Origin of the sequence: Couchioplanes azureus, from assembly GCF_014648355.1 — a bacterium.
GTDB classification, from domain to species: Bacteria; Actinomycetota; Actinomycetes; order Mycobacteriales; family Micromonosporaceae; genus Actinoplanes; species Actinoplanes azureus.
Genome location: NZ_BMQY01000007.1, coordinates 334,081 through 358,185, shown reverse-complemented (window position 1 = coordinate 358,185; position 24,105 = coordinate 334,081). Strand labels below are relative to the sequence as shown.

24 protein-coding genes are annotated in these 24,105 nt (G+C 74.2%); 8 read left to right on the top strand and 16 right to left on the bottom strand.

Annotated features, from left to right (window positions below):
- Positions 1–30 precede the first annotated feature (30 nt).
- Positions 31–996 carry an adenosine deaminase gene (gene add, locus IEY99_RS25225; protein WP_189206525.1) on the bottom strand — a complete coding sequence of 322 codons (966 nt, stop codon included), beginning with the start codon at positions 994–996 and terminating at the stop codon, positions 31–33.
- A gap of 157 nt (positions 997–1,153) precedes the next feature.
- Between add and IEY99_RS25220 the strand changes: the two genes are divergently transcribed.
- Both IEY99_RS25220 and IEY99_RS25215 read left to right on the top strand, forming a co-directional pair.
- Complete coding sequence (locus tag IEY99_RS25220) at positions 1,154–2,212, top strand: SemiSWEET transporter (RefSeq protein WP_189206524.1); 1,059 nt, start codon at positions 1,154–1,156, stop codon at positions 2,210–2,212.
- Between the two features lie 124 nt (positions 2,213–2,336).
- Positions 2,337–3,449: a sugar ABC transporter substrate-binding protein gene (locus IEY99_RS25215; protein ID WP_189206523.1), complete on the top strand. Its 1,113-nt coding sequence runs from the start codon at positions 2,337–2,339 to the stop codon at positions 3,447–3,449.
- A 9-nt stretch (positions 3,450–3,458) separates the two neighbouring features.
- Here IEY99_RS25215 and IEY99_RS25210 read toward each other — a convergent pair whose 3' ends face one another.
- Positions 3,459–4,259 (bottom strand): GDSL-type esterase/lipase family protein, encoded by an 801-nt coding sequence (locus IEY99_RS25210; RefSeq protein WP_189206563.1) that lies wholly within the window; start codon positions 4,257–4,259, stop codon positions 3,459–3,461.
- Positions 4,260–4,436: 177 nt separating this feature from the next.
- Here IEY99_RS25210 and IEY99_RS25205 point away from each other — a divergent pair, with 177 nt between their 5' ends.
- Positions 4,437–6,659 (top strand): putative bifunctional diguanylate cyclase/phosphodiesterase, encoded by a 2,223-nt coding sequence (locus tag IEY99_RS25205; RefSeq protein WP_189206562.1) that lies wholly within the window; start codon positions 4,437–4,439, stop codon positions 6,657–6,659.
- A 49-nt stretch (positions 6,660–6,708) separates the two neighbouring features.
- Positions 6,709–7,818, top strand: a complete 1,110-nt coding sequence (locus IEY99_RS25200) for an acyltransferase family protein (protein WP_189206522.1) — start codon at positions 6,709–6,711, stop codon at positions 7,816–7,818.
- 4 nt (positions 7,819–7,822) lie between these two features.
- Here IEY99_RS25200 and IEY99_RS25195 read toward each other — a convergent pair whose 3' ends face one another.
- The 3 genes from IEY99_RS25195 to IEY99_RS25185 form a co-directional block, all read right to left on the bottom strand.
- Positions 7,823–8,458: a DUF305 domain-containing protein gene (locus IEY99_RS25195; RefSeq protein WP_189206521.1), complete on the bottom strand. Its 636-nt coding sequence runs from the start codon at positions 8,456–8,458 to the stop codon at positions 7,823–7,825.
- 62 nt (positions 8,459–8,520) lie between these two features.
- On the bottom strand, positions 8,521–9,789 hold the full coding sequence (locus tag IEY99_RS25190) for a copper amine oxidase (RefSeq protein ID WP_189206561.1): 1,269 nt from the start codon (positions 9,787–9,789) through the stop codon (positions 8,521–8,523).
- 20 nt (positions 9,790–9,809) lie between these two features.
- The gene (locus IEY99_RS25185) at positions 9,810–10,538 is read right to left on the bottom strand and encodes a hypothetical protein (protein WP_189206520.1); all 729 of its coding nucleotides are present in this window, start codon (positions 10,536–10,538) and stop codon (positions 9,810–9,812) included.
- Between the two features lie 159 nt (positions 10,539–10,697).
- On the opposite strand from IEY99_RS25185, the gene IEY99_RS25180 reads away from it, so the two are divergent.
- Positions 10,698–10,955, top strand: a complete 258-nt coding sequence (locus tag IEY99_RS25180) for a hypothetical protein (protein ID WP_189206519.1) — start codon at positions 10,698–10,700, stop codon at positions 10,953–10,955.
- Here IEY99_RS25180 and IEY99_RS25175 read toward each other — a convergent pair.
- From IEY99_RS25175 to IEY99_RS25150, 6 genes are all read right to left on the bottom strand, one after another.
- On the bottom strand, positions 10,919–11,356 hold the full coding sequence (locus IEY99_RS25175) for a hypothetical protein (protein WP_189206518.1): 438 nt from the start codon (positions 11,354–11,356) through the stop codon (positions 10,919–10,921). The two genes, IEY99_RS25180 and IEY99_RS25175, sit on opposite strands and share 37 nt — an antisense overlap.
- Before the next feature lie 154 nt (positions 11,357–11,510).
- Positions 11,511–11,933: a DUF6188 family protein gene (locus tag IEY99_RS25170; RefSeq protein WP_189206517.1), complete on the bottom strand. Its 423-nt coding sequence runs from the start codon at positions 11,931–11,933 to the stop codon at positions 11,511–11,513.
- A 132-nt stretch (positions 11,934–12,065) separates the two neighbouring features.
- Positions 12,066–13,505, bottom strand: coding sequence for a nitroreductase family protein (locus IEY99_RS25165; protein WP_229799222.1), 1,440 nt, complete (start codon positions 13,503–13,505; stop codon positions 12,066–12,068).
- Positions 13,506–13,595: 90 nt separating this feature from the next.
- Positions 13,596–14,411: an SAM-dependent methyltransferase gene (locus tag IEY99_RS25160; RefSeq protein WP_229799221.1), complete on the bottom strand. Its 816-nt coding sequence runs from the start codon at positions 14,409–14,411 to the stop codon at positions 13,596–13,598.
- Between the two features lie 19 nt (positions 14,412–14,430).
- Positions 14,431–16,545, bottom strand: coding sequence for an EAL domain-containing protein (locus IEY99_RS25155; protein ID WP_189206516.1), 2,115 nt, complete (start codon positions 16,543–16,545; stop codon positions 14,431–14,433).
- Entirely contained in the window at positions 16,545–17,147 is a 603-nt protein-coding gene (locus IEY99_RS25150) for an RNA polymerase sigma factor (RefSeq protein ID WP_189206515.1), read from the bottom strand. Before IEY99_RS25150 ends, IEY99_RS25155 begins: the two co-directional genes overlap by 1 nt.
- Before the next feature lie 222 nt (positions 17,148–17,369).
- Here IEY99_RS25150 and IEY99_RS25145 point away from each other — a divergent pair, with 222 nt between their 5' ends.
- Positions 17,370–18,221, top strand: coding sequence for a metallophosphoesterase family protein (locus tag IEY99_RS25145; RefSeq protein ID WP_189206514.1), 852 nt, complete (start codon positions 17,370–17,372; stop codon positions 18,219–18,221).
- 58 nt (positions 18,222–18,279) lie between these two features.
- Here the strand turns inward: IEY99_RS25145 and IEY99_RS25140 are convergent, their stop codons facing one another.
- Complete coding sequence (locus IEY99_RS25140; protein WP_189206513.1) at positions 18,280–19,173, bottom strand: hypothetical protein; 894 nt, start codon at positions 19,171–19,173, stop codon at positions 18,280–18,282.
- Between the two features lie 278 nt (positions 19,174–19,451).
- On the opposite strand from IEY99_RS25140, the gene IEY99_RS25135 reads away from it, so the two are divergent.
- Both IEY99_RS25135 and IEY99_RS25130 read left to right on the top strand, forming a co-directional pair.
- Positions 19,452–20,228, top strand: coding sequence for an MEDS domain-containing protein (locus IEY99_RS25135; RefSeq protein ID WP_189206512.1), 777 nt, complete (start codon positions 19,452–19,454; stop codon positions 20,226–20,228).
- Positions 20,225–21,181: an anti-sigma factor RsbA family regulatory protein gene (locus tag IEY99_RS25130; protein ID WP_189206511.1), complete on the top strand. Its 957-nt coding sequence runs from the start codon at positions 20,225–20,227 to the stop codon at positions 21,179–21,181. Before IEY99_RS25135 ends, IEY99_RS25130 begins: the two co-directional genes overlap by 4 nt.
- A 110-nt stretch (positions 21,182–21,291) precedes the next feature.
- On the opposite strand, the gene IEY99_RS25125 is transcribed toward IEY99_RS25130, so the two are convergent.
- The 4 genes from IEY99_RS25125 to IEY99_RS25110 all read right to left on the bottom strand — a co-directional run bounded on the left by IEY99_RS25125 (position 21,292) and on the right by IEY99_RS25110 (position 24,070).
- On the bottom strand, positions 21,292–21,600 hold the full coding sequence (locus IEY99_RS25125) for a DUF2064 domain-containing protein (RefSeq protein ID WP_189206510.1): 309 nt from the start codon (positions 21,598–21,600) through the stop codon (positions 21,292–21,294).
- A 68-nt stretch (positions 21,601–21,668) separates the two neighbouring features.
- Positions 21,669–22,511, bottom strand: a complete 843-nt coding sequence (locus IEY99_RS25120; RefSeq protein WP_229799220.1) for an alpha/beta fold hydrolase — start codon at positions 22,509–22,511, stop codon at positions 21,669–21,671.
- Between the two features lie 31 nt (positions 22,512–22,542).
- Positions 22,543–23,415 (bottom strand): NAD(P)-dependent oxidoreductase, encoded by an 873-nt coding sequence (locus IEY99_RS25115; RefSeq protein WP_189206509.1) that lies wholly within the window; start codon positions 23,413–23,415, stop codon positions 22,543–22,545.
- A 76-nt stretch (positions 23,416–23,491) separates the two neighbouring features.
- Positions 23,492–24,070, bottom strand: coding sequence for a DUF6642 family protein (locus tag IEY99_RS25110; RefSeq protein ID WP_189206508.1), 579 nt, complete (start codon positions 24,068–24,070; stop codon positions 23,492–23,494).
- Positions 24,071–24,105: the final 35 nt, after the last annotated feature.

Here is a 24,105-nt window from a genome sequence, read left to right as displayed (position 1 = left end):
GAGTGCACAACGGGCGCACGACGGTTGCAGTCAGGTTCGCGCCGGCGGAATCCTCAAGTCGGTGAAAGCTGCCCGTACGGACTGCTCTGCGACCGTCCGTACCTGTTCCTCGGTCAGTCCCGTGGCGAGACGGGCCAAGGCGTACTCATGGGACAGGGTGGTGTCACTGACCCGGGGGTTGTCGGTGTTGAGCGTGACCGGAACGCCGGCCGCCAGCAGGGCGTGGATCTGGTGCTGCCGGTACCCGGGTGCCGCACCGGTCTGGGTGTTGCTGGTGAGGGCGACCTCGAGGGTGACCCCGGCCTGCGCGAGCTCGGCCATCAGCGCGGGGTCCTCCGCCGCGCGCACGCCGTGACCGATGCGCTCGGCCCCCAGCTCGCGCACCGCGGCGCGGACGCTCGCCGGTCCCGCGGCCTCCCCGGCGTGCACGGTGACGTGCAGGCCGGCGTCGCGCACCGCCTGGAACGCCGGGCGGAACAGCTCCGCGGCGTACCCGGCCTCGTTGCCGGCCAGGTCCACCCCGCAGAACATCTCCCGGCGGGTCAGGAACGCCGACACCTGCGCGACGGCCGCCTCGGGGCCCAGGTCGCGCAGGATGGTGGCGATCAGCCCGACCTTCAGCCCGGTGACCTGCGAGCCGGCCGCGACGCCCTCGGCCACCGCGTCGGCGACCGCCTCGGGCGCCAGGCCGGTCTGCTGGCGGATGAAGTACGGGCTGAACCGGAACTCCACGTAGTCGAGCCCGTCGTCGAACGCGTCCTCGACGGCCTCCCGCGCCACCCGCCGCCAGTCGGCGAGCCCGGCGATCACCCCGATCCGGTCGTCCACCTTCGCGAGGTACGGCAGCAGCCCGCCCATCGCGCCCTGCGCCACCAGCTCGTCGCGGGGCCGGGCCACGCGCGCGAACGGGTGCCCGTCACGCCGCGCGATGTCCAGGAACGTGCTGGAGCGGATCGAACCCTCCAGGTGCCGGTGCAGGTCGATCAGGGGCAGCATCGCCCGTCCTCCCCGGTTCCTGGGTGCAGAACGGTGGTTTCCGTCCGTGTCGCCTCTCACCAGTCGATCTTGTCAGGCCGGCGGGCCGGCGGGCCGATGGGTCGGAAGGCCGCGACCGATCGACGGCCCTCCTGATCACCTCGACCGGAAATGGATCATGCTCACCACCGCACTGCTCGGCTGGCTCGGCGCCGCACTGTCCATGACCCTCCCCTGGCCCCAGGTCTGGCGCTCCTGCGTCCAGCGCCGCACCGGCGGCCTCAACGCGACGAGCTGCTGGATGGGTGCGGCGATGCCGGCCGGCTGGATCTCCTACGGCCTGCTGACCGGCGAGACCGTGCAGGTCGTGACCAACACGGTGACCGGCACCGCCGGGCTCGCCGTCCTCGTCGTCGTCCTGGCTCGCCACGGCGAGCTGCGCCGCGGCCGCACGCTGGTGCTCAGCGCGGCCGGCGCGGCGGGCGTCCTGGCCACCGCGCTGGGCTGCGCCGCGGTCGCGCTCCTCACCGACGCCACCGGCGCCCGGCTCGCGGTGCTCCTCGGCGGGGTGCTGACCGTGGCCGCCGTGCTGTCCTCCATCCCGCAGCCGTTGTCGCTGCTGCGCGACCGTACACAGGACGTCAGCGGCCTGTCCCCGCTGCGCTGGCGGCTGGCCGCGCTCACCTGCGCCTGCTGGATGACCTACGGTCTGGCCGCCGCCCAGCCGGCCGTCTGGCTGTCGGCCTCGGCGGGCCTGGCCGGCGCGCTGACCGTCTGCTGGGTGCTGCTGACGGCCGGCCGCCCGGTCCCGGCCGCCGGCGGCGTGGCGCCGGTCGCCCGGGCGGCCCGGGGCGTGGCGCCGGTCGCCCAGGCGGTCCAGGGTCTGGCGCCCGTCGCCCGCGCGGCCCGGGGCGTGGCGCCGGTCGCCCAGGCGGTCCAGGGTCTGGCGCCCGTCGCCCGCGCGGCCCGCGGTGTGGCGCCGGTCGGGCGAGCGGCCCGGGGCACGGCCCGCGTCGTGCGTCCCGCCACCGGTACGGCCGTCACCGCGGTGCTCGCGCGGACCGCTCCGGCGGCGCCCGCCCGTCCGGCGCCGGCCCGTGCCGTACGCCCGGCGGCGGCCGTGGCGCGCTCGGCCCGCCCGGTCAGCGGTCCGGGCCGTCCCGGGTTCGCCCGGGCCGGGCGGCCCGTCCCGGAGCGGGTCGCGGGGCGCGCGGCCGTCCGGGCCGCGCTCGGCTGAGGCGGCCGGAGCCGAAAGGTGCACCGGCGGGCGGTACTTCCGGACCGAAGGCATAACGTGCAGGAAGCTTCATGTCCGCCGCACTGGTAATCTTGCCGCGTTTTTCGCTCATCGAGGAGAAGACGTGCGCCGGAACCTGGTGGCCCTTGCGACGGCCGCGCTGCTGACCATGAGTGGACTCACCGCCTGCACCGACGACGGCGAGACCAAGGCCGGGGTCAAGCTGCGCGGCGGCGACGGCACGGGCAAGGTGGGCGTGATCCTGCCCGACACGACCACCTCCCAGCGCTGGGGCACCGACGACCCGAAGCTGCTCAAGGCCGCCTTCGACGCGGCCAACGTGCCGGTCGAGATCGAGAACGCCCGGGGCGACGCGGCCAACTTCCAGCGCATCGGCGACCGCATGATCGCCGAGGGCGCCACCGTGCTGATCATCGCCAACCTCACCCCGGCCAGCGGCAGGTACGTGCTCGACAAGGCGCGCGCGGCCGGCGTGAAGACGATCGACTACGACCGGCTCACCCTCAACGGCGGCGCCAGCTACTACGTGAGCTTCGACAACGAGAAGGTCGGCCAGCTGCAGGGCGAGGGTCTGATCCGGTGCCTGAACGCCGGCGGCAAGCGGGAACGGACGCCCCGCATCGCGTACCTCAACGGCGCGCCGGAGGACAACAACGCCACCCTGTTCAAGGTCGGCTACGACTCGGTGCTGCAGCCGAAGTTCGACGACGGCAGCTACCTCAAGGGCCCGGACCAGCCCGTCGACCGGTGGGACAACGAGGTCGGCCGGACCATCTTCATCGAGATGCTCAACCGGTACGACAACAAGATCGACGGCGTGCTGGCGGCCAACGACGGGCTGGGCGGCGAGGCGATCAAGGTGCTGCGCCAGCGCGGCATGAACGGCACGGTGCCGGTGACCGGGCAGGACGCCACCGTGCAGGGCCTGCAGAACATCCTCGCCGGCGACCAGTGCATGACGGTCTACAAGCCGATCAAGAAGGAGGCGGACGCGGCGGCGAAGCTCGCGATCGACCTCTTCAAGGGCCAGCCCACGGCGGTGAAGGACCAGGTCAAGGACCCGGTGTCGGGCGCCTCGGTCCCGGCGGTGCTGAGCGAGCCGAAGGCCATCTTCAAGGAGAACGTGGGCGACGTCATCAAGGACGGCTTCGTCACCAGGAAGACGGTGTGCGCCGGCCGCTTCGCCAAGCTGTGCGAGGAGAACGACATCCCGTGACGCCGCACGTCACCAGGTGACCCGTCCCGGGTAGGTGACGTCGGCGAGGCGGTTCTGACCGGCCACGTTGGGATGGAAGTAGTCCGCCTTGCTGACCAGGTCCAGCGAGAACCGCACCCCGTGCGCGGCACCGCCGTCCCAGCGGCAGTGCCGGCCGTACGCCTCGCAGGCCTGGGCGAGCTGGTCGTTGTAGGCGTCGATCCGCGCGTCCACCCGGCGCCGGCGCTCGTCGTCGGCCGGCGCCGTCGAGGTGGCGTTCGCCAGCATGGCCGGGCAGACGCCGCGGCGCCAGGCCTGGACCGCGTCGGGGTCGTCGTGGCCCAGCTCCCACAGCCGGTACACGTCCGGGATGCTCGCCACGAGGATCCTCGCCTCCGGCAGGCCCCGCTTCAGCCTCCCCAGGGCCTTGTCGAGGTGCGACCGGAAGGTCCCTACCGGGGTCATGTCGTCCACGCCGCCGGTGCAGACGTCGTTGGCGCCGATCAGGATCGTCACGTACGCCGGCCCGGCGTCGACCGCGGAGGCGGCCTGAGCGCCGAGGTCCGCCATCCGGGCGCCGGGGACGGCGAAGTTGCGGGCCCGACCCTTGACGGCGGGGTTCGCCGCCTGCAACCGCCGGTAGTGGCTGTCCACGGCCTCCGCCGCCCCGGTGGACCAGGAGTTGCGGCTGCAGGCGACGTACACGGCGCAGGTCGCGACGCCCGCCGTGATGGAGTCGCCCAGCGCTGCCATCGACGGCCGGGCGGCCCCGGGCTTGCCGGTGGGCGCGGGACCGGCGTCCGCCCCCGCCTCGCAGGCCAGCGCGAACATGCCGAGCAGGGCCAGGACGACGACGTGCCGGGGGTACCGCACCGGACCTCCTCATGATCACAAAGGGTGAGGACAACTGCACTCTAGGCCATCATTTCCGGGACGGCCCTGTCCCAGCCGCCGGCGGCGGCGGCAAAAGCTCAGACCGCGGTCGCCGAATCCGATCTTCCGGGGGTGATGAGCGGCTGGATACCCACCGGAGGCGGCCTGCGGGACGAGGACTGGGCACGCCGGCACCGGCTCCTCACGGCGTTGCTCGCCGCCTGCGTGCTCGCGCTCACCGGCTTCGGGGCGCTGGGCACCGGCCTCGACCAGTCCTGGCTGATCAGCGTCCTGCTGATCCTGCCCTGCGTCGTCGCGGCCGTCGTCCTGCCACCGCGGCGGCTGCCCTCGATCTTCGTGGCGCTCGGGTTCACCATCGCCTGTGGCGGGTTCGTGGCGATGACCGAGGGGCTCACCGAGTCGCACTTCACCTTCTTCATCGCCGTTGCCGCGCTGGCCCTGTACCGCGACTGGGCCCCGTTCGGCGTCTTCCTGATCTTCACCACGCTGCACCACGCGGTGTTCGGCGCGGTCGTCAGCCACCGTACGTACGACCACGACAGCGCGTACGCCCACCCGTTGCTCTGGGCCGTCCTGCACGGCGTGGCGGTGCTGTTCGCCGCGGCGTTCCAGGTCGTCGCCTGGCGGCTCACCGAGGCCGAGGAGCGCCGCGCCCAGGAGAGCCTGGACGACAGCCAGGCGCAGCTCAGCCTCGCGTTCGACGAGACGCCGACGCCCATGGCGATGCTCGCGCCGGACGGGCGGCTGCTGCGCACCAACGCGGCGTACCGGAAATGGCTGAGCCTGCCCGACGACCCGGCCGGGCTCGCGGTGCCCGATCTGCCGCTGCGGGCCGTCGACGGTGACAACCTCACGCTGTTCGCGCAGCTGACCGAGGCGATCGAGCCGGTCGTCGTCACCCGGCAGTTCCGGCGCGCCACCGACGGCGCGCTCAGCTGGGTGGAGATCCACAGCACTGCCCTGCGTGACCCGCAGGGGCGGCTGCGGCTGCTGTTCGTGCACTGCATCGACGTCACCCGCGCCCGCGAGCACGAGGCGGAGCTGCGCCACCAGGTGCGCCACGACTCGCTGACCGGCGTGCTGTCGCGTTCGGCGTTCGAGCACGACCTGGCGGCGCTGCTCGCCGAGCGCCCCGAGCCGGTCTGCGTGCTCTACCTCGACGTCGACCGGTTCAAGTCGATCAACGACGGCGCCGGGCACACCTGCGGCGACGAGGTGCTGCGCGCCCTCGCCGCCCGGATCGCACGGTGCGTGCCCGGCGACGCCCTGGTGGCGCGGATCGGCGGCGACGAGTTCGTGGTCGCCCTGCCCGCGCCGCTCGACACCGGGATCCGGATCGGCCAGGCGGTCCTGGCCGCCGTCGCCGAGCCGCTCACCGTCGCCGACGGGCGTCTGCAGCTGGCCGCCAGCGTCGGCCTGGCCGTCGCCGCGGGCGCCGGGCAGGCCGAGCAGGGCGTCCTGGCCGCCGACACCGCCATGTACGCGGCCAAGCGCGCCGGCGGCAACCGCCTCGAGGTCTTCAACGACCGGATGCGCGTCAGCGTCCAGGACCGCATCCTCGCCGAGGCCCGGCTCCGGCAGGCGCTCGACGGCGACCGCGACGCCACCCTGCCGGTGTGGTTCCAGCCCATCGTCTCCGCCGCCGACGGACGGATCCTGGGCGCCGAGGCGCTGGTGCGGATGTGCACCCCGGACGGCGAGATCCTGGCACCCGGGCACTTCATCGCCGCCGCCGAGGAGACCGGCCTGGTCGTGCCGCTCGGCGAGCACGTGCTGATCTCCGCGCTGCGGCACCTGCTGCTGTGGCAGGACGAGCTCGGGTACGTGTCGGTCAACGTGAGCCCCCGGCAGCTCTCCGAGCCCGGCTTCGTGCCGATGCTCGCCGGGCTGCTGGCCCGCGTGCCGGCGCTGGCGCCGCACCGGCTGGTCCTCGAGATCACCGAGACCGCGCTGCTGGGCACCTCGGTCGACCTGCAGGAGAGGCTGAGCGCGGTCAAGGCCCTGGGCGTACGGATCGCCCTGGACGACTTCGGCACCGGCTACAGCTCACTGACCTGGCTGCAGTCGGTCCCGGCGGACGTGGTGAAGCTGGACCGCTCGTTCGTCGCGGGCCTGGCCGGCGACGTCCGCAAGTCCTCGATCATCTCGGCGGTGCTGTGGCTGGCCCGCTCGCTGGGCATGACGGCGGTCGCCGAGGGCGTCGAGGCGGAGGCGGACCGGCAGGCGCTGCGGCACGCCGACTGCCCGGCGATCCAGGGCTACCTGTTCAGCAGGCCGCTGCCCGCCCCGGAGTTCGACGCGATGCTGCGCCGCAGGACCGTCCTGGCCGCTGTCTGAACCCCGTCGCGGCCGTTGCCCCGGGCCGGGGCCGGCGGTTGTGTCCTTCATGGCCGTTCTCGTGACCCCTGCGCAGCGCCGGGCCGCCGCGACCACCGCACCGCGGCCCCGCCACCGGATCGAGGCGCTCGACGGGCTGCGGCTCGTCGCCGCGCTGATGGTCGTCGGCTATCACTTCGTCGCGTACGACCGGGGCACCGAGCCGCCGTGGGGCGCCGCCGCGGACCGGGTGTTCCCGTGGCTGTACCTGCCGGCGTCCTACGGCTGGCTCGGGGTCCAGCTGTTCTTCGTGATCAGCGGCTTCGTGATCTGCCTCAGCGCCTGGGACCGGACGCCGGGCGAGTTCCTGCGCTCGCGGGTGGTCCGGCTGTACCCGGCGTACTGGGTGGCGGCACTGCTCACCTTCGCGGTGCTGAGCCTGTGGCCGCTCGTGCGCGCGCCGGTCGGCGCCGGTGACCTGCTGGTCAACCTGACGATGCTGCAGGAGCCCCTGGGCGTCCGGTCGGTCGACGCGGTGTACTGGACGCTGTGGGTGGAGGCCCGCTTCTACCTGCTGTTCGCGCTGCTGGTCTGGCGCGGGCTGAGCGTGCGCACCGCGACGCTCTTCGGCTACGGCTGGCTGGTCGCGGCCGCCCTGGCCGACCAGATGGAGGTCCGCGCGCTGAACGTGCTGGTCATGCCGGAGCACGCGCCGTACTTCGTCGCGGGGATCGCGCTGTACCTCGTGCACCGCTGCGGCGGCCACGCGGCGCTGTGGGCGCTCGCCGGGGCCGCCTTCCTCCTGGCCCAGCACCAGGTCGCGGAGCAGCTGCGCCACGTGGCCCGCGACGTGCTCGGGCGGCCGCTGCCGGTCCTGCCGGCGCTGGCGGTGGTCGCCGCCATCTTCGCGGTCACGGCGCTCGCGGCGACGGGACGGCTCTCCCGCCTGCGGGGACGGTGGCTCACCGTGGCGGGCGCGCTGACGTACCCGCTGTACCTGCTGCACGAATACATCGGCTGGACGCTCATCGCGGCGCTGCGCCCGTTCCTGCCGCGCTACGCGACCCTGGCGGCGGTGGTCGCCCTCGTGACGTTCGCCGCCTGGCTCCTGCACCGGTACGCCGAACGCCCGGCGGCCCGGCTGCTGCGCCGGCACCTCGCCCGGCCGCTGCCACGCTGAGGACTCAGCGGGCCCCGGCCGCCGCACCGGCGGTGGGCAGCAGCGCGCGCATGGCGTCGTTCTCGGCGGACTGCTCGTTGATGACGTGCTTGGCCAGGCCGTGGATGTAGACGTTGCGGCCACCGCCGTCGAGCAGCGCCCGGGACGCCGTGATGGCCCCGGTGTGGTGCTCGATCATGAGGCGCAGGAACATCGGCGCGGCCTGCTCGCCGGCCGCGGCGTCCAGCCCGCGCAGCTGCGCCTCGGAGAGCATGCCGTGCGTGCCGGGGGCGGCGCCGTGCCGGTGCGCCCGGGCCGGCGGGTGACCCCACGCGGTCAGCCAGGCGTTCGTCTCGTCGATCTCGCGCTGCTGGTCGTGCGCGATGAAGTCGGCGATCAGCCGTACCCGCTCCGGCACGCCGGGCTTGGCGACCAGCGCGCGGCTCATGCGGACCGCCTGCTCGTGGTGGACGACCATCATCAGCGCGTAGTTCACGTCCGCACCCGTCGGCGGGGCGACCGACGTCGCGGCGACCGGGCGGGCCGCGACCGGCGCCGGGCGGCCCGCGTCCGGCTCGGCGCCGCCGGACACGGTGAACGCCAGCACGGCCAGGGCGGTGGCCGCCAGCACGAGAGCGGCGGCGAGGCGGCGTGGAGCCACGCGGGTTTCCTCCTGCGGGGTACGGCCCGGCCCGGTCGCGGTGACCGGGCCGGGCCGGGTGATCAGTTGGGGTTCTGCCCGTTGACGGTGCCGCGGGCGTCCGGGGTGAGCGGGTTCATCTCGGTGAAGTCCCGCGGGACCAGGTCGAAGCCCTGCCAGTGCAGCGGCATCGGGCTCTGGTCCTCGTCCCGGGGGACGTGGTGGAAGCCCACCCGCACCCACATCACGGGGTCCTTGAGGTTCTGCTTGTCCCGGGCGAAGTCCAGAATGGTCTTCTTGGTGGCGCACTGCGGGTCGTTGTTGCCGGTGGCGTACTTCTCGCAGGCGTTGTTCTCGGTGAACGTGACGTCGGGCGTGGTCTCGGGGTGCGCCTCGTACCGGTCGTCGGCGCCGGTCACCAGCTCGTACGAGCGCGCGTGGCCGTCCTTGTTCTTGCTGGTCGGGCTGACCAGCCGCCACCAGCGACGGTTCACCTTGCTGAAGCTGCCCTCCTTGGCGATCGCCGTCTTCGTGGTCTTCAGTTTCGCCGTCCTCGAGCCCCGGCCGTCGAGCTTGGTGTCGTACTGCTCGACCTTCTCGCCGCCCTTGCCGTCGATGTTCATGTCCACCCGCCAGAAGGCGCTGTGGTAGTGCATCGCCGAGAAGTCACGGGCGCCCTTGCCGATCGGCCACCCCTGGTCGGCGTTGACGTAGTCGCTGGGCGACAGGTCGCCGGTGGCGCCCAGGCGGGCCGAGATCTGGCCGTCGTCGTGCAGGCGGTACTCGGTCATGTACTCGTACCAGCCGACCTTGGCGACCGTGCGCAGCACCAGGTCGTGGCCCTGCTTCGAGTACGTCTTCTCCTGACCGTTCTCGTAGTCGTTCAGCCGGTAGGCCAGACCGCTGGCCTCCGCGCTGACGCACAGCACCTTGCGCCGCTGCGGTTCGGCGCCGCCGTCGAAGCCCTCGCGGGCCGAGCCGCCCTTGCAGTCGTCGCCGGCGAGGGTCCGCAGGTATCCGCCGCCGAACCCGTACTCGGTGATGTCGTTGTACTCGGTCTCGCCCGAGTCGTACGGCACGTTGAGCTGCGCGAGCCGGATCGAGTCGAGCACCTGCACCGGCTGCGGGTAGCGCTTGGAGGAGACGAAGGCCTTCTCCAGGACCAGCCCGGCCTGCGCCTCGATCCGCCAGCAGAGCTGCCAGGTGGTGCCGTTCGGCAGGGTCTCCTTGACCATCGAGGACGCCGCGCACGGCGCGGGCGGCGGGGGCGCCTTCGCGGCCGCGGGCGTCGCCGCGAGGCCCAGCGAGGCGATGGTCACCAGCGCGGCGGCGCCGGCTGTCGTTCGGAACATCATGCTGACCGGTTCCCCGTCTACGCCAGGCGGGCGACCGTGCGCCCGGAGAGATCGATGATGAGGTGGTTCACGTCGATGAAGAGCCCGTCCTTGGTCTCCACGACGAGCTGCAGGCACCGGTTCTGGCCGCACTGCTTGTTGCGGGAGTCGGCGGGCTTCGCCTTGTAGACGTGCGCGGTGACGGTGACGTCGTCCTTGCCCGCGAACTGCTTGCCGGTGGCCTTCTGGTAGGCGCTCTTCAGGTCGGCCGCGAGCGGGTTCGCCAGCAGCAGGTCCAGGCCGGTGGCGGCCTCGCGCTTCGAGGCCGGCGGCTGCACGCCGGCGGCCGAGTAGGAGCCGGCCAGCTTGCCGCTGGCCAGGTCGACGACCTGCTTGATCACCTTCTCGGCCTTGTAGTCGTAGTAGTACAGCTCGGCCCGGCGTGCGGTGCCCTCGGCGACGATGGTCGCCGAGAGGTACTCGGGCCCCTTGGCACCGGTCACGTCCTCGGCGGCCGCGGCCAGCTGGGGCGTCACCGCCACCTTGCGGGCCTTGTCCACCTCCCCGGCGGTCAGCGCGTCACTGCCGATGCCCGTCGCGGGCACCGGGCCCGGGTTCGGGTCGGTCACTGCGGGCTGCTCCCCCGCCACGGTCGGCGGCGTGGGCGCCGGCGCGGCGTTCGCCTGCCACGCGGCCACCCCGAAGGCGGTCACCGCGGTCACCGTCGCGATGCCCGCTCCCCAGGTCCATTGTCGATAACGCCCCACTGTCGGATTCCTCCCCCTCGTCAGCGGTTCGCGGAGAGAATGCCGGTCGCCGCGTAAGGATGAGGTGAGCCTGATGATCATGGATGTCTAAACACGGAGTGCCGTTGATCACACTCTCCGCATCCATGACCTCTGTGGAGTTCGGACTCGACACGTTCGGTGACGTCCCCGCCGATCCCGGGCGGCGGGACACGGCCGTGCGGCCGGGTGATCGGCGACGTGATCGTGCAGGCCGTGCCGGCCGACGAGGCCACCCTGGACGCGTCCGGCATCGGCGAGGACCGCCGCGACGACTACACCGGGTCAGCGCCTGGGATCGTCCCGGCGGCGATCGCCGGCATCGCCGAGGGAGCCCGGCACGTCGGCTCCCCCGGCCGGCGTCACTCGACGGGGAACGAGTTGAGCGTCAGGTCGTAGTCCTGCGTGCTGCCGGAGCTCTTCACGACGCACGCGTGGTACAGCAGATTGCCCTCGGGCGGGACCGTGTGGTCCACGAAACGGGCGCTCGTCTGGAAGACGCGGGTCGGAGCGCTCTGCGACGAACCCGAGAACACCTGCCAGGTGAGGTTCGACGAGCCGTTGGTGAAGCCGGAGATCTGGACCCCGGGCGTGCCGCCGGTGGGGTCGGCGGTCGGTGACAGCGGGCCGACGCACACGGTGCCGCCCCGGGCGATCGTGCCGAAGGAGTGGTGCGAGATCAGCGTGGCGTCCAGCCGCGCGGACGCCGGAGCCACGCTGCCGGTCAGGGCGCCGGCGGCGACGGTCAGGACGGCCGTCGACCACGCCAGCACCCGGCGGCTCTTCGCCGGTCGGTTCATGGTGGTGCCTCCCATGCCTTCCACACAGGTGTCGGAAACATCCGGTGGCAGCCTCCCAGAACCCGGAACATGATCGGAGCTGGGTGGGAAGGGCGGGAATTGTCGCCATCCGTCCAATCCGGCGGCGGGCCCGGCCGCCGCGGGCGCCGTGCCGTCAGGCGAGGCGACGCGTCGCGTCGCCCCAGACGGCCAGCTCGCCGCGGGCCAGGCACACCATCAGGACGCCGGCGGGCCCGGTGACGGCCCAGGACTCGACGTCGTCGTCGGCCGGGACCGACAGCCACGACCCGCTGGCGAAGGTGAGCCGAAGCTCGCCGGCGTCGCTCGCGCGCGCCGCCCGGACCACGTCGCCGAGCAGCGTCGCGAGCACGTCGCAGCGCTGCTCACCCGGCTCGACGTCCACCCGGCCGCCCGCCCCGTGGAGCTGGGCGGCGGTCTCGATCCACACCTGGCCGCCGCCGCTGAAGCTCAGCACGAGGGCGTCACCGAGCCGCAGATACTCCAGCTTCCGCCCGACCAGGAGGTCGATCGACCGTGCCTGCTGCCGACGCTCGGTGGCGTCCCTCTCCGCGACCATGACTGGCACCATGAAGACCTCGATCGGCTCGCCGGGACAACGACTGGCAGGACCGTAGCCCGGCCAGTCATAAGGGAGCCTTAAAGGCGGCCGAGGTGTTCGTGAACCGGCGTCCCCGCGAAGCCCGTGGCGTCAGGACTCGCCCAGGCGCGGCGTGACCGGGCGGATGGGAACCGGGGCGCCCGGTCCACCGCCGGGCCGGGCGCGGTATTCCGCAACCCCCACGCACGTGAACAGCAGCGCCGCCAGGTCGTCCGGTTCGCCCAGCAGGTCCGGCACGTCCGAGTCGAGGAAGGTCATGCCGGAGGCACTGGCGCCCAGGGCGTACGCGGCCAGGTGCAGCCTTCCCTCCACCAGGCCCGCCGCCAGCTGGGCGTCGCGGTAGCCCCGGTCGTCGAGCCCGGCGAGCGGCGTGGCCGCGATCACCACGTACGCCGCGTCGGCGGCCAGTCCCTGGTCCAGGCAGACCCGCAGCAGCTCGCCGCGCAGCGCCGCGGCCCGCGTCGGCCGCTGCAGGTCCGGCCACCGGTACAGCCCCGGAGTCACGCCGTCCACGCCGTGCACGGCCACCCAGTGCGGCACCCGTACCCCGCGCAGCGCCGCGGCCAGGGGCCACCGCAGCAGCTCGGGCGGCAGCGTCCGGGAGCGGTCCATCCGCCGCTGTGAGCCCCGGCGGCGGACGACCTCGTCGAGCGAGGCGGACGGCGGCACGTCGGGCAGCGCCGCGGCCTCCGGCCAGGGCCCGCCCAGGACGTCGCGCTCGCCGCTGCGCTGCGCCTGCGTGCAGAGCGGCAGCTCCACCCGGGGCAGCTCGCCCGGGACCGCCGGGCCGGCCGGTCCGATCGCCGGCTCGCCGTCGCCGAGCGAGAGCAGCGCCAGCGGGTACTCGTGCACACCGTCCGCGCCCACCAACCTGCGCACCGTCGCGTCCGGGAACAGCGAACGCAGCCGCGGCGCGAGACCGGCACTGCCGGCCGCGGCCTCCAGCTGGGCCAGCAGCGTCCCGGCATCCCAGTACAGATGCCGCCAGCCGCGCTCGGCGTAGCGCCAGCCCGTGCGCCAGGGCACCCCCGTCACGATCAGGGTGGTCACCGTGCCGGCGGCGGCGGACGCGATCCGCACGAGGGCGTGCCGCTCGGCGTCGTACCAGTACACCGCGTCCGGGACCCCGGTCACGCCGCGGGCGCTCACGTAGACCTCCAGCGGGAACCGGGCGCCGGCCGAGCCGGAGGCCCGGTAGAGCGTCCGGCGGCCGTCGCGCTCGCCGGTGCGCACGACGCCGGCACCGAGGAAGAGCACGCGGCCCAGCTGCGCGGCGTCCAGCGGCCGGGCCGGGGCGGCCACCCCGGCGAGCACCGCCGTGGCGCTCACCTGAGGATCGGGCAGCTCGCGGGGCAGCTCCAGCACCTCGAGCCCGTCCGGGTACGCCTTCATCGGCGGCGGCAGCGTGGCGCGGTCGTTCGGGATCAGGTCGTGGCGCACCCGCGGATCGTCCACCGGGACGTCCCACTCGCGGTCCGGCACGTACGACGTGAGCCGGTGCAGCAGGCCGGCGCCCTCATCGAGATTCACCCCACCACTCTGCCAGGAGGCGGAAGTGAATTTCCGGCGTGGACACCGCGCCGGTCGACCGCGGGCCGCGCGTCGTCGTGGCCCGGGCGGTCACACCTGGGCGACCGCGCCGACGACCGCCATGCCGTGCGGCTCGCCGTCGCCGCCGTCCGGCCACTCGTGCACCCAGACCAGTCCGGGCGGCACGAGGACCGCGTCGCCGAAGAAGCGCAGGATCTGGGCGCGGGTGCGGCCGTGCGCGGCAGAGACGTCGGTGCGGCGGTAGAGGGCGGTGACCTGCTCGGTGGCCGCGTCGGCCACGGTCTCCAGCACGCCGTGCGAGATGACGATGTAGGACCCGGGAGGCAGCGCGGCCCGCAGCCGGGCGACCGCGGTGTAGGCGTCGTCGTCCGGCACGAAGTGCAGCATGGCGACCAGCAGCAGGCCGACCGGCTCGCCGAGGTCGAGCAGCGCCCGCACGTCGGGGTGCTCGAGGATCGCCTCGGGGAAGCGCATGTCGGCCTGGACCGCCACCGCCGACGGATTGTCCTTGAGGATGTCGTTGCTGTGGGCCACGGCCACCGGGTCGATGTCCACGTAGACGACCCGGGCGCCCGGGACGCGGCGCTGGGCGACCTCGTGGACGTTGCCGACCGTCGGGATGCCGCTGCCGATGTCGAGGAACTGGCGGATGCCGCGGTCGAGCAGGAACCGCACCGCCCGGTGCAGGAACGCCCGGTTGGCCCGGGCCATCTCGCCCGCGCCCGGTATCGCGGCGAGCAGGTGCTGCGCCGCCTCGCGGTCGGCGGCGAAATTGTGGTTGCCGCCGAGCAGGGCGTCGTAGATGCGGGCGCTGCTGGGCCGGTGCGCGGGGTCGGTGTCGGCGTTCGCCATGCCGAGGAAGCCTACTCCACTGTGGTCTGTCATGAGGCCACCCGCCGCTCGGTCACGAGGCCACCAATCCGTTGGAGCGGCCGGGGAGCGGCACGAGCTTGCCGCCGCGGCGCAGCAGGGCCGGCACCTGGTGCGGGGTCGTGGGCGCGCCGTACCGCAGGCCCTGCGCGGCGTCGCAGCCGGTGCCGGTGAGGATGGCCGCCCGCAGGTCGTCGTCGACGCCGTGCACCGTCAGGGTGAGGCCGAGCGCGTGCGCGACCCGGGCCATGCCGGACAGCAGGGCGCGGTCGGCCTCCGCGCCGCCCGTCGTGGTGTGCAGCAGGCCGGCCGGCGTACGCAGCCCGTGCACCGGCAGGTCGCGCAGGTAGGCGAGGCTGCTGTGCCCCGTACCGAAGTCGTCGAGGACGAGCCGCACGCCGAGCGCGGCGAGCGCGCTCAGCACCGCGTGGCTGTGCGCCCCGGCCGGCACCGTGTCGAGACCGGACAGGTGCAGGTGCAGGCGGTGCGGGGGCAGGCCGCTCACCGTGAGCGCCTCCTGGACCAGCTCCGCGACCTCCGGATACCCGATCTGGTGTATCGGCAGGTCGACGCCGAGGAACGGGCCGTTCTCGCCACCGTCCCACAGCATCGCCTGCCGGCACGTCTGGTGCAGCAGGCTGCCGGCCAGCCGGGTGGTGGTGTCCCGGTCCCCGGTGAGCTGGCCGATCCGCGCGAGGTCCAGCGTGCCGAGGTGCGGATGCCGCCAGGTGGGCCGGGTGTGCAGCCCGGCGACCCGGCCCGAGCCGAGCGCGACGATCGGCTGGTAGGCCGGCGGCCCGGTGACCAGCCCGGTCACGCTGGTCCCGCCGGCGCCCGCACCGGCGGCGGGGCGGGCGTCGTGCACCGCCCAGCCGGTCGTCCCGGTCCGGGCCCGGCGCAGCGCGATCTCCGCGTCCACCAGGACCCGGCCGACGTCGAGATCGCCGGTGGGCACGTCGACGACGCCGACGCGGGCGCGCAGCGGGACGGTCAGGCCGGTGCCGGGCAGCGGCACCGGCGCGCCGAGCGCCTCGACGACCCGCTCGGCCAGGTCGGCGAGGTGGGCGAGGCCGCCGCTGTCCTGCACCAGGATCGCGAAGGTGTGCGGGCCGTGGCGGGCCGTCAGATAGTCCGGATGGTGCACCACCTGCTGCAGCCGGCGGGCCACCTCGGCGAGCACCTGGTCGCCGGCGTGGGCGCCGAACTGCTCCCCGACGGCGGCGTGGCCGCCGAGCTCGACCAGGCAGAGCCCCGCGTGGCGCTCGGGGTCGTCGCCGTGCGCCGCCTGCCGCAGGCGCTGCACCAGCCGGCTCTTGCTGGCCAGGCCGGTGACGGGGTCGTAGTCGGCGAGCCGGCGGTAGCGGGCCTCGCTGGTCTGCAGCGCGACCTGGAACTCCCGCGCGGCCCGCTGGGTGGCGCGGTGCAGGGACTCCTGCTGGGCGAGGGTGCCGGCCTGCAGCGCCGCGGCGAAACCCGCGGCGAAACCGCCCGCGACCTGCCGGGCCGCCCGGTCGACCACCGCGCCGTCGGCGAGGTGGTCGAGGACGATGCTCATCGTGGCGGGCAGCGCCTCGGGGCGGCCGACGCCGAGCGCGACGACCTCGGTGCCGATCCGGTACGCCGCGTCGAGGTCGGCCGGCACCGAACGCGCCGCGTCGCGCAGCCGGGCCGCGTACCCGTCCAGGCTCTGCACCGCGGCGGCCTCGTCCACGGGCAGGTAGACGCCGGCCGCGACGACCGCCGTGAGCCACCGCTCGCCGACGGGGCGGCCCTCGTCCGCGGCGGCGAGCAGCGGGGCCGGGTCGACCGGTGCCGGCACGGCCGCGGCGGCCGGTGCCGGCGCGGCGGAGCCGTCCACCGCCCGCCGGGCGGTGAGCACCGTCCGGGCGGCCCGGTGCAGGGCGGCGTCGGTGTACTCCACCGCGGTCTCCAGGGCGGCGGCGACGATCCCGTCGGCCCGGTGCCGGGCGTCCTCGATGAGCCGGTCGGCGGCGTCCCCGGCCGGCAGCGCCACCGGCTCGGCCTCCTCGACGACCGGCGGGTAGCCGCAGTCGGCGAGGGCCTCGTTGAGCGCGGCGATCATCATCGCGTGGCTGAGCACCGGGTCGTCCTGCTCGAACGGTTCGTCGTGCGCTCCGGCGTACGCCATCAGTTCTCGCCTCCCTCCGCGTGGCCCGCCCGGCGGCCGGTGCGCTGTCCCGGTACCGCCTGCCAGAGCGCGACGGCCTGCTTGCGGCCCAGCTTGAGCGCGGTACGGACCGCCTCGGGCGTCTTGCCGACCCGGGCGGCGATCTCCGAGGGCGTCAGGCCCTGCGCGGAGAGCTCCAGCGCCTCGCGGCGGGCGGGCGGGAGCTGGGCGAGCACGCCGGTGAACCACTCCTCCAGCTCGTACGCGACCAGCTCGGGATCGTCGGCACGCCCCTCGCTCAGCTCGGTGACGTCGGCGACCAGCACCTCGAGGTCGCCCCGGCCGGTGGCGCGGCGCTGCTTGAGCCAGTGCGAGCGGGCGGCGGTGCGCACCCAGGCGACCGGGTGGGTCAGGTCGGACCAGCGCCGCAGGGCCTCGCGGATGGCCTCGGCGACCGCGTCCTGCGCCTCCCAGCGGTCGGCCCCCTCGCGCAGCAGGTGACGCACGAGTCCCGCCCAGTAGCGCCGGAAGAACTCCTCGATCTCGGCCGCCGGCGGTGGGTCCGGGATCAGCGGCCGGGGCGGGGCGGACTCGTCACGATCCACGTCGTTCGCCTCGACCACCGATCGCCTCCGTTCACCAGGGTTGTCGCACTTCCCCCTAGTTAGGTACGCGGAAGGGCGCCGGCGTGACAGCGGCGGCCGAGATTCTTTCCGATGTCCCCACATCGGCTGTCGCCTTTCCGAGTCGATTGCACCACCGTGGGGGACGCGGCCGCGCACCGGCGCACGCCGGGCTGGCAAGATCCATGATCGAGGGACATCGAAGGAGCCGAGGAGGCGCCCGTGCCGGGAACCCTGTACGCCGTCAGCGACCTGCACGTCGCGTACGCGGAGAACCGCCGGCTCGTCGACGGCCTGCACCCGCGGTCGGCGGACGACTGGCTGATCGTGGCCGGGGACGTCGCCGAGGTGTTCGGCCACGTCGAGGCGACCCTGCGGCTGCTGCGCTCGCGCTTCGCCGAGGTCATCTGGGCGCCGGGCAACCACGAGCTGTGGACGCACGCCAAGGACCCGGTCGGCCTGCGCGGCGCCGCACGCTACGAGCGGCTCGTCGCGATGTGCCGCGACCTGGGGGTCCGCACCCCCGAGGACGAGTACGCGGTCTGGCACGGCGACGGCGGCCCGGCGGTCGTCGCGCCGCTGTTCCTGCTCTACGACTACACGTTCCGGGCGCCGGGGACGTCCACGAAGGAGGAGTCGCTCGCGTACGCCTACCGCACCGGCGTGGTCTGCACGGACGAGGAGCTGCTGCACCCGGACCCGTACCCGGATCGGGAGTCGTGGTGCCGCGAGCGCGTGGCCGCGACGGAGCGCCGCCTGGCCGCGCTGGACCCGGCCCTGCCGACCGTGCTGGTCAGCCACTGGCCGCTGCACCGCCATCCGACCGAGGTGCTGTGGTACCCGGAGTTCGCGCAGTGGTGCGGCACCGAGCTGACCGCCGACTGGCACGTCCGCTTCCGCGCCGCGGCCGCGGTCTACGGCCACCTGCACATCCCCCGGGTGACCTGGCAGGACGGGGTGCCGTTCCACGAGGTGTCGCTCGGCTACCCGCGGGAGTGGGGCAAGCGCGCGGGCGCGCCGGTGCTGCTCAACAAGATCCTGGGCGAGACCGCGCCGGGCCGCCCCGGCGCCTGACACGCGACGGTGGCGCGGCCCTCGCCCAGGACCGCGCCACCCGCTCTACCGCCGGGCCTCAGCCCTTGGCGCCGGAGCCCGCCTTCTCTCCGGCGGCACCGGCACCGGCCTCGTCCTGGCCCTCACCCTTGCCCTGCTCGTCCTGGCCCTGCTCGTCCTGGCCCTGCTCCTCCTGGCCCTGCTCCTCCTGGCCCTGCTCCTCCTGACCCTGCTCCTCCTGGCCCTGCTCCTCCTGGCCCTGCTGCTCCTCCTCCGCACCGGCGTCCTGACCGGCGGCGGCCTTGGCTTCCTCCAGCGTCAGGCAGGCGGTGAGCAGAGCCTCCCGGGCCGCGGTGACCGCGGCGTCGAGCTCCTCGGCGTTGCCCTGTCCGGCAGCGTCCTCAGCACCGGCGCCCTGGTTCCCGGCACCCTGGTCCTGGCCCTCGGCCTGGCCCTTGCCGTGGCCCTGGGCCTGGCCCTTCTCCTGGGCCTTCTCCTGAGCCTTGGCGATCTTCGCGGCATAGCGCTTCGCGACGGCCTTCTTGGCCTTCTTGGACTTCGGCACGGCGCCCGCCTGCTCGTCGCCGGCCTGCTCCTGACCGGCCTCGTCCTGACCGGCCTGCTCCTCGCCCGCCTCGGCTGCCGCCGCCGCCTGGTCGACCGCGAACTGGGCGCAGGCCGCCTCCACCAGCTGGGCGGACGCCGCGGCCGCCTCGGCGGCACCGGCCTGCTGCTCCGGCTTCAGCGGCTCGCCGTCGCAGACGACCGCACCGGCGTTGACCTCCAGCTTCTCGCAGCCGGCGATGTTGAAGTTCTGGCCGTCGACCACCACGATCTCCGCGGCCGCCACCTGCTCGCCGGCGTTCGCGAACTGCAGGCCGGTCAACCCGCCGGCCACCAGCACGCCGGCAAAGACTGCGGCGCCGATCGCCTTACGGTTGACCCCGGCACCCCGTCGCTGACGCAGTCTCATCACCACTCCTGTCGTCGGACCTCGCTGTCTGCGTTCGGGAGTCGGTACGGGATCCGGCCACGGCCCGGTTCAGGGTTCGCGAGAATTACCCCCGGTTCAATTTCGGCGGCGTTTGTTTCTTATTTTTTTCTTTCCCGACACAATGTCCGGCCGGATCCACGCCGGACAGAGCCGCTCCACGGGGAACCGGCGGCCCGAGCCCGGCGCGGTCCGCGATCGGGCGTACCCCCGCGAGATCCGAAGTTTCTCCACCTCGCCGGGCCTTCTATCATCGGAGGATGACGACGACCGGTCCGGCACGGACGGGCGGTCACGTCTGCCTGAGCTACGACGAGCCCGACAGCTTCGAGAACGCCGCCCGCGACTTTCTCGCCGCGGGAGTCGCCGCGGGCGAGCGGGTGTGGTATCTCGCCCCGGAGCCGCCGCGGGGCTGGAGCTTCCGGCCGGAGCTGGTCCGGCTCGGCGACCACTATCCCGAGGGCGGCGTGATCGACCCGGCCGCCGGGGTGGCCGCCTACGCGTCCGCGACCGACCGGGCGCTCGAGGACGGTTACCGCGGGCTGCGGGTCGCCGCCGAGGCGACGCCCCTGGTCGCAACGCCGGATCAGCTGGATGCCTTCGCCCGCTACGAGCACCTGGTCGACCGCTACATGCGCGGCGCGCCGTTCTCGGCCCTCTGCGGCTACGACCGGGCGACCCTCGGCGGCGGGGCCGTCGACGAGCTGGCCTGCCTGCACCCGGTGTCCGCGGCGCCGTTCCGGCTGTTCGCCGTCGCGCCCGGGCCGGCCGACACCGGTCTCGCCGGTGAGCTCGACTGGTCGACCCACGAGCTGTTCGCCCAGGCCCTCGAGCGCGCCGATCCGCGCCCCGGCTCGGGCGAGTGGGTGATCGAGGCCGGGTGGCTCACCTTCGTCGACCACACCTGCCTGCTCCTGCTCGACGAGTTCGCCCGGGCCCGCGGCCTGACGGCCGTCCTGCGCACCCGGACCGTCCTTCCCGGCCGCCTGGTCGCCCTGATGGGCCTCACCGCCCTGCGGGTGGAGAGCGCCCGATGAGGACGGGCGCCGCCGCCGACCATCCCGGATACTTCCACGCGGCGGTGCACTACGACTCGGACGACGAGCTGCTCGCGGTCACCATGCCCTTCCTCCTCGGCGGGCTGGCCGCCGGCGAACCGACGATCGTGGCGTTCGGCGAGCGCACCGCGGGGCTGGTGCGGTCCGCACTGCCCGCCCGGGCGCCGGTGGAGTTCCTGTCCGGCGGCGCCGTGTACGCCCGCCCGGCCGCCGCCATCCGCGGCTACCGCGACCTGCTGGCCCGGCACGTGGAGGCCGGCGCGACGCAGATCCGGATCATCGGCGAGATGCCGGCCGCCGCCTTCGGCAGCACCTGGGACTGGTGGGCGCGCTACGAGTCGGCGATCAACCACGCGTACGACGACTTTCCCCTGTGGAGCATGTGCGCGTACGACACCCGGGTCACGCCCGACGCGGTGCTGGCGGACGTGGCGCGCACCCATCCACGGTTCGCGGTGGCGGACGGGCGGCACGAGGACAGCGACACGTACACCGATCCCCGGGTGTATCTGAGCGAGCACCGGCCGCCCGTACCGGATCCGTTGCAGCAGGGGCCGCCCACGGTGACGCTGGAGTCGCCGACGCCGGCCGGGGCGCGCCGGGCCGTGCACGCCGCGGACCGCGGCGGCGTGCCCGCCGAGGACGTGGACGACCTGGTGGTCGCGGTGAGCGAGACCGTCACCAACGCGCTGCGGTACGGCCGGCCGCCGGTGCGCGTGCGGGTCTGGGGCGGCGCCGACCGCATCGTGGTGACCGTGACCGACGCCGGGTCCGGGCCCGACGACCCGTTCGCGGGCCTGCTGCCCGCCGCGGCCCCGGCCGCCGGCGGCCGGGGCCTGTGGATCACCCATCAGACGTGCGACCACGTCGCGGCCGCCGGCGACGGCGAGGGCTGGACGATACGCATGATCGCCGGTGCCACCACCGCCTGAGCCGGGCCGGTCACCGCTCACCCGGCAAGCCGACCCGCACCGAGTGGTGTCCGCCGCCCGCGGGAAGGCCGTGAGGTCCGGGAACGGCCCTCCCGCGGGCGGACATCCCTTCAGTGCCTCCCCGCGCCGGAAAGGTTGCTCGCCGGTCGGGGATTTTCTGCGGACCGGTTCGGCGGCAGCGTGGGAAGCATGGCGACGCGCAGGCCCAGCCGCAGCGCCGCCAGGGTCAGGGCGGGCGTGCCGGTCAGCGTGCGCAGCTGCGGCGCGCGGGACGGCTCGCGCAGGCCGAAGGCGTACCAGCCGCCGTCGCTGGTCGGGCCGACCACCGCGTCGAAGCTGCGGAGCAGGTCGTACGCACCGTCCAGCAGGTCGGCGCTCACCGGCGGCGCCCCGGCCGGGATCTCCAGGAAGGGGGTCATGCCCGGTCAGTGGCCGCCGAGCCCCCGGGAGGTTGCCCGGCCGGCCGGAGAATTTCCGGACCCGACCGTCAGCGCAGGAACGCGGCGATCCGCCGCGTGAGCCAGGCCGGATCGTCCAGCCAGGGGAAATGCCCGGCGCCCGGCTGCACGGCGAGCTCGGCCCGCGGGAACAGCCCGGCGTACGCGGCGGCGCGCTCCGGCGGGAGACCGACGTCGAGCTCGCCGGCGACGAGCAGCACCGGGGCCCCCAGCCGGCCGAGCGCCGCGCGCACCGACTCCGGTGCGAACGCGCCGTCGGCGTAGTAGGCCGCCGCCGCCTCGTCGTGGTGGTGGTTCGCCTCCCGGGCCCGCCGCGAGCGGGCCGCGGCGTCCCGGCCGTACGAGAACGGCCCGATCGCCGCCCAGTCGTCCGGCGTGGCCTGGCCGGCCCAGATCCGCTCGAAGGCGGCGAAGGCCTCCGGGAACCACGGCTCGCCGCGGCGCCGCTCGGCGACCTCCCGCCGGTCCGCGTCGGCGATCGCCAGGCCCACCGGCCGGGGACTGGGCGTGACCAGCACGAGGCGACCGACGCGATCGGGATGCCGGGCCGCGTAGAGCAGGGCGAGCGTGGCACCGGCCGAGTGCGCGACCAGGCTCGGGCGCTCGAGGCCGAGGTGGACGCGCAGCGCCTCGACGTCGCCGACCTGACGGTCGCACCGGTAGGTCTCCGGGTCCGCCGGCACGGCCGAGTCACCGGTCCCGCGCAGATCCGGCAGGGCGAGCGGATGGTACGCGGAGAGGCCGCCCAGGTCACCGAGGTAGGCGGCGGCGTGCATGGGCCCGCCCGGCAGCACGATCAGCGGCTCGCCCGGCCCACCGGCGTGGTGGCAGGCGAGGCGGGTGCCGTCGGGCGCATAGAAGAAGGTCGTCACCGCGCGATCCTATGGAGCGCCCGGTCCACCGTCACCGGGTTTCCAGCGCCCGTACCACGGCGGCCATGTCCTCGTCGCCGTGGCCGAGGGCGACCGCCTGCGCGTACAGGGCGTGGCAGGCGTCGAGCACCGGCGAGGCGATCCCGGCGCGGCGGGCGGCCGCGGCGACCAGCTCGTTGTTCATGAGCACGTCCCGCAGCGAGGCCTGCACCGCGAAGTCGCGGGCGAGCAGCTTGGCGCTCTTGATCCGGGACACGTCGCTGGCCATCGGCCCGGCGTCCAGCACCGCGGCGAACCGCGCGAGGTCCACCCCGGACCGGGCCGCGAAGTGGTACGCCTCGGCCAGGCCGGTGACCATGCTGATCAGGTACAGGTTGACGGCGAGCTTGGTCAGCAGCGCCTGCGGCACCTCACCGCACACCGTCGCGTCACGGACCATCGGCGCGATGACCTCGCGCACCGCGGCCACGTCCGCCGGGTGCCCGGCGAGCATCGCCACGAGCTGGCCGTCCTCGGCGGGCCGGCGCGACCCCGACACCGGCGCCTCGACGTAGCGCCCGCCGGCGGCGGCCACCTCGCCGGCCAGCTCCTGCGAATACTCCGGCGACGTCGTGCCCATGTGCACCAGCAGCCGCCCTCCGACGGCCCGGAAGGCGCTCGTGCCCCGCCCGAGGACCGCGTCGATCGCCGCGCCGTTCGCCAGCATCATCAGGACGACCTCCGCGCGCCGCAGCACCTCGGCGGGGCTCGCCGCGACGGTGGCGCCGAGCGCCCGGACCGCGTCGCACCGCCCGGGCCGCCGGCTCCAGACCACCAGCGGGGTGCCGGCCCGGGCCAGGCGCAGCGCCATCGGCTCGCCCATGACCCCGAGCCCGAGAAATCCCACCGTCGCGCCGTCTGCCATGGCCGTACGGTAGACGCCCGGCCCCGCCCGCGGCGCGGGCCAATTCGCACCTCGCGGCCCGCCGGCGGACGGGCGGTCAGCCGGTGCGGCCGTTGGCGTAGACGACGCGGAAGCCCAGGTGGTCGGCGAGCGCACCCCAGCGGCTGGAGCGCATGAGGCGTTCCACGCTGTCGATGCGGCCGCCGTTGACCATGGCGTTGAGCACGACCGTCTCGAAGGCCGCCGATTCCACCCAGTCGATCGCCTTGGTGAAGCCGCACAGCATGGCGGCCTTGGTCTCGTGCAGGAACTCCTTGAGGACCCGGTCGGAGGCGCGCAGCACCGAGCAACTGCCGAAGTACAGGCTGCGGCCGGCGCACCGGCCCGACATCCACGCGCCGATCTCGTCCAGCTCGACCGTGGTCTTGGCGGTGAGGCACAGCTGCGACGGCTGACCGTGCAGGGCGAAGAAGCCGACCTTGAAGTCCTGGTACTTTCGGGAAAGCCAGGTGTCGAGGTAGTAGTGCAGCTCCTCGGTGGTCGCCGTGTCACGGTGGATGAAGCGGATGCTGCCGAGGCGTTCGAGCAGTTCGAGCGTGGGAAGCACGGATCCGCGCTCGGTGAGGTCGTCCTCCCACTGGCCCTCGACGCAGAACACTCCCCCGGCCTTAGCCACAACCCCTCCTCGTGCGCTGGGATCCCTTTGCCCGA

Coding starts and splice junctions, on each gene's coding strand:
- add (WP_189206525.1), bottom strand. CDS start 996: ATGCTGCCCCTGATCGACCTGCACCGGCACCTGGAGGGTTCGATCCGC.
- IEY99_RS25220 (WP_189206524.1), top strand. CDS start 1,154: ATGCTCACCACCGCACTGCTCGGCTGGCTCGGCGCCGCACTGTCCATG.
- IEY99_RS25210 (WP_189206563.1), bottom strand. CDS start 4,259: ATGTTCGCGCTGGCCTGCGAGGCGGGGGCGGACGCCGGTCCCGCGCCC.
- IEY99_RS25205 (WP_189206562.1), top strand. CDS start 4,437: ATGAGCGGCTGGATACCCACCGGAGGCGGCCTGCGGGACGAGGACTGG.
- IEY99_RS25200 (WP_189206522.1), top strand. CDS start 6,709: ATGGCCGTTCTCGTGACCCCTGCGCAGCGCCGGGCCGCCGCGACCACC.
- IEY99_RS25190 (WP_189206561.1), bottom strand. CDS start 9,789: ATGTTCCGAACGACAGCCGGCGCCGCCGCGCTGGTGACCATCGCCTCG.
- IEY99_RS25175 (WP_189206518.1), bottom strand. CDS start 11,356: ATGAACCGACCGGCGAAGAGCCGCCGGGTGCTGGCGTGGTCGACGGCC.
- IEY99_RS25170 (WP_189206517.1), bottom strand. CDS start 11,933: ATGGTCGCGGAGAGGGACGCCACCGAGCGTCGGCAGCAGGCACGGTCG.
- IEY99_RS25160 (WP_229799221.1), bottom strand. CDS start 14,411: ATGACAGACCACAGTGGAGTAGGCTTCCTCGGCATGGCGAACGCCGAC.
- IEY99_RS25155 (WP_189206516.1), bottom strand. CDS start 16,545: ATGGCGTACGCCGGAGCGCACGACGAACCGTTCGAGCAGGACGACCCG.
- IEY99_RS25140 (WP_189206513.1), bottom strand. CDS start 19,173: ATGAGACTGCGTCAGCGACGGGGTGCCGGGGTCAACCGTAAGGCGATC.
- IEY99_RS25135 (WP_189206512.1), top strand. CDS start 19,452: ATGACGACGACCGGTCCGGCACGGACGGGCGGTCACGTCTGCCTGAGC.
- IEY99_RS25130 (WP_189206511.1), top strand. CDS start 20,225: ATGAGGACGGGCGCCGCCGCCGACCATCCCGGATACTTCCACGCGGCG.
- IEY99_RS25125 (WP_189206510.1), bottom strand. CDS start 21,600: ATGACCCCCTTCCTGGAGATCCCGGCCGGGGCGCCGCCGGTGAGCGCC.
- IEY99_RS25115 (WP_189206509.1), bottom strand. CDS start 23,415: ATGGCAGACGGCGCGACGGTGGGATTTCTCGGGCTCGGGGTCATGGGC.